Annotated in this window: 1 protein-coding gene; it reads right to left on the bottom strand. The window is 47.8% G+C overall.

Annotation, left to right across the window (positions count from 1 at the left end):
• Positions 1 to 89 precede the first annotated feature (89 nt).
• Positions 90 to 4,007: a hypothetical protein gene (locus tag ACGG90_RS15280; protein WP_390410696.1), complete on the bottom strand. Its 3,918-nt coding sequence runs from the start codon at positions 4,005 to 4,007 to the stop codon at positions 90 to 92.
• Positions 4,008 to 4,356: the final 349 nt, after the last annotated feature.

The following is a 4,356-nucleotide window of genomic DNA, read 5'->3' as shown; positions in this document are numbered from 1 at the left end:
TGCCTTGGAACCAAACATTTACCGGTACCGCCCAATCGACCGTCGCTTAAAGCAAAGAGGTCCGCTTCCCTGAATCTGGGAACGGGCCTCTATTGATTTTCAAGACGGTCTGTTATTGGGTGCTTACCGACAGACCACTTTGGCATCATAGCGCCAAACTTTTGATAACCCTCCCAGTAAATAGCTATATTGCCCTTGGTGGTGACCTTACGCCAGCCTAGCTTAGATCTGCTCCCATACCCGATCATGTACAATCCATGTTTGGATACAAAACTAGTCCACGTATCTTGAAAACGTGCTTCACCACCAGCGTACCGCGCGTTTGGATCACTGTCGGCATGCAGCGCAACATAATCGGCCAAGTACATACTATATAGCACCTGTATACGCAGTGACCCATTATGGTCGTTGATAATCAAGGTATTCGACGCGTACAAGGTATCTTCCAGCCACTCCGTGATACGATCGCTGGTCGAAACCTTGAGAGCTTGGCGCCACTCGCGCTCAAACTCTGGCATGGGTGTATCAAGCGATTCGTTAGCTGAGCCTAATGTGAAGCTTACGTTAGCAAGCCTTGCTTGATCAAAACTAAAAAACTTCCTCAATTCGTACAATTCACGATTGACCAGATAATTGACAACGACTTCGTTGGTCAAGATCGCATTGATGTTGGTTACCTCGCCGGCTTTGGTGAACTTGGAAAGTTCGTCCGGCTCAAGTCCGACAAAGAGCAGTGTCCGTCGCTGTGGGCCGGTAGAACCGTCCGTTGTCGCGTACAGCGCAGTACCGTCAATGTAGACTTGTGGCGGAGCCTGTAAGTTGGCATGTCCCTTGTGCTTGCGGTTGAAATGCAATACGGGATCGCACAGTGAATCGTAGTTCGCAACACCATCAGGACTGAGTACGTTGCCGCCCGTCCCTTTAGAATTCAGATTACACTCCTTGAGCCACAAAACTTGAGTCAAGGCGTCGAGGTTATCAAGCCCGAATTCTTTGCTAAGCTCTGTAAAGTCCATCATCATCCGATGATCTCCGTACAACTTAGCAAAAGGCAAACCAAGAGTCGTTTTGTGCGCGCCGGATGTCGCCTTGATCAAAACGTTAATGCCAGAATTATGTCCCGCAAGCAAGCCTAGCCCCAAAAGCATAAACAGAAAGTCTTCTTTGGATTTGTCACCTCCAGTAAATTGATTCATCATCCGCTCTGGTGTCCATACCTGAGCTTCTGGGGTGTCTTCACTGGCCAGCAAAGTAGACTTTCCACCAGTGTATGTCTTCATGATGCGTAGTGGTTTGCTTAGATCGACTGGCTTGTACTCAAGATTATGCAAATGACGGGCTGAAAAACATGTTGAGTCTATAATGTCGCGATACTTCAATGTGCCTCGTTCGATAAACGTTCCTTTGGATAGATCATAAATACCGTTTAGGAAGAGAATGAACTGTGACCCATCATAAAAATGCAAGACCCCGTGTTTCCGCTTTGCGATAGGTGCCAGTGAACTAAGGGTGTCCTTAATCAGCTTAACGGGCGTTGTCTCGTGAATCAAACTGATCAACTCGTCGATCATCGGCTCCGCTGGTGTCCAGAGTCCTTTCGATTCGTCGAGGATATATACCGCTGCAAGACGATCTTCCTCGCCTTCAACGACCGCGAGTTTATAAGCCGCCGAGATGCATGCACAAATCTTTGTCAACTCCGCATCAGAATCAGCCGGGATATGGTGTTCTTCCATATAAAGCTCAAGGGGTGTTGTAATTTTGGTGACCTGCTCCATGTACTTACGATACTTAACGGCTTCAGCACTTTCACCAAGTAACGTATCAAGAGAGCGCACCAGCTTAAGCTTGTCATCATCACCCTTTAGCTTCTTGAGCTGGTTGGCCAGTTCGTCCTTATTGTGGGCTTCCCAATCCGAGTTACCTCCGGCGGCCTCAACCAGCACTTTTTCGGCAGTCTCTTGGGTCAGTTCTTCCCGAATGATGGCAGCGGCAAGTTTTTCTGCGAACCGCCAAAACTTCGAGAAATGTTTGAGATCTGCCAGATGCTTCTTTACATAGTCACTCAAGCCCTGGTAAATTTCATCTTGGCTCATCTGTGATGCGACCGAGTCAAGTGAATCTTCCGCATTCTGAGTGATCTGATTGGACTCACGGTAAATGAGTTGTGGTACTACTTCTTTTGCAATCACCGCCGCAAGCTGCGGTTTGCCGTCCATCGTCACGATGAACGGGGCTGTTTTGTCGTCCTTGGAGGCGACAAAACACATCTGCTTGATCACGTCTTGGATGAGCTTGCCCTTCTCTAAACCCAACACGTCATAAACCTCTGGACGGACAACCGCCAGAGCATCCCACTGCATGAAACTCGGCAATGCCTCCGTTTGGCTGATTTTATAGGTCGTTTCATCGATAAAGCTGGCTAAACCCCTGGAGTCCAGCGCCTTACCGTCTTTGTCGGCCAGTGGAATATCACCTTGATGGCCAATGATCCACTCACATAACCACTTTACGACTTGGCGAGCAACATCTTCATACTCGTCCGCCATAGCAATCATCGAAATCTCAATGACCACGCGCATGTGAGGCTTCATTGGGAAACTTAAAGTTGGGTAGCAGGCGCGCCGAATCTCATGTTTGCCTTGGATCATCGGTTGCTTGAAAACCGAAACAAAACCTTTAGCTTGCGTCATTGTGTCAAAGTCAAAGTCTAGCGCTACATACCGCTTCCCAATACCTAGCTTGTTGGCATCACTCCGATTTGCTTTGACATCAGCTGCCCAAATTTCAGCATTCGTGAGCTGACCATCAGGCTCGCGTTGTGAAAGGGGCTTTAGCACGCCACTGCATACCAGAACCGTCGTTTGGTTCGACTTGGAGTATCGGATGGCTTCACCGATGGAATCACGATCCAATGGCTCTTTTTTCTTAGCCAAAGAGTTAAGCTTGTGGCTTGGACCGTCGCCGGTGTAGTACTCAAAGTCGTGCGGAGCCTTTAGACCAATATCCATTTGCCGCTGTACGGCGTCAACTGCACCTTGCGGAAGTCTAACCACTGGCCTACTAGACCGGAGCTTTTGGACAACATAGACTTGATCGCCCTCGCTTTGCTTTGCCAGTGCCTCAATCTGATTTTCCGTCAGTGGCTCTGGCTTGGGTTCAGGAACCGGTTGAGCCTCCGACTCGGCTTTCTTCTCAGTAGTACCCGACGACGTCTCATCCTTGGACTTTACAGGCTTCACAATCTTTCCATCTTCTTGAAGACCGACAAGAGCCAGATCAAAATCATCTCCGTCGAGGTTGTACAAGCTATAGTTATTGATTTGGAGCTCGCTGTCAAGACCTTCTGGCTGCTTCATGTATACTGGAACCTGCTTGGGGCGATCAATTCTCAAGTTCATCGTGTAGTCGTTAGTTTCAACGCCGATAAACGCCAGGATGCCGTCAACAATGGCCGCATACATGTTTTTGTCCATCAGCTTGCTGACTTCAAGGACGAAGCGAACTTGCGATTTGCGAGGCCAGTTTATATCTGGATATAAGATAAATTTACTTGGGTACTTGTCTACAAACAGGTCTTTAATGCACTTCCGGAGCGCCAGCGCATCGTCCATCGTCTTCAGATCATAGTCCACGGCGATAAAGTCCCTGAGAATGCCACCGCTGATAGATGCCTTGCGATCAATGTTAGATGGAAGCTGTGGATCACTAAGTTTCCCAAATGAGGATGCTATAAAATACTGCGTATGTAGCTTTTTAATGTCGCTGGTGATTTTATTAACCGCGTTAGAATAGGCCGTTTTATTAAAAGTCCCGTCAGCATTTTGAAAGTCGGCGGCATTGAGGCCATCCCACGGCCTTGGATTTGCTAGCGCGAAATTATGCGTTTCGACAAGTGCGTCAACGACGCCACGATCATTACGACTAACAGACGTATTTTTCGAGGCAACGCGGGGTGCCGTGTACAGTGAGTGATGTAGTGTCGATAGCTTAAGTAGTTTAGCCATAATAAAAGTCCCTTCCTGTGGCGAAATATTTTACATCACTGGACGAGACTTTTTTGGCTTGAAACCTACACTTTCGATACAAATATGTTATACTTTAAGAGTAGTAAAAGTCCAAGTCCAGCGATACAGCGCCCACGTTACTCGCCAAAGTAATTGTCGTGAGACGCTATTTTTATACAATGATGTCTAGGTCTAGCCTTTGCGGCTAGGCCCTTTTTTGTGCGTAAGCACCCAACCAAATGACGTCTGGAATTCAAAAAGCCCGGCAGCCGAGAAAATCTACTTTCTCGGATACCGGGCATTGTTGGTTTTCTTGTCTAGCTTTCCTGGTGCCAATTCCACGGCAAAT

The sequence above is a fragment of the Lacticaseibacillus jixiensis genome (assembly GCF_042847315.1).
Classification (GTDB): Bacteria; Bacillota; Bacilli; order Lactobacillales; family Lactobacillaceae; genus Lacticaseibacillus; species Lacticaseibacillus jixiensis.
Note: the sequence above shows the minus strand (reverse complement) of the source record. Positions and strands in the feature narration are given on the sequence as shown.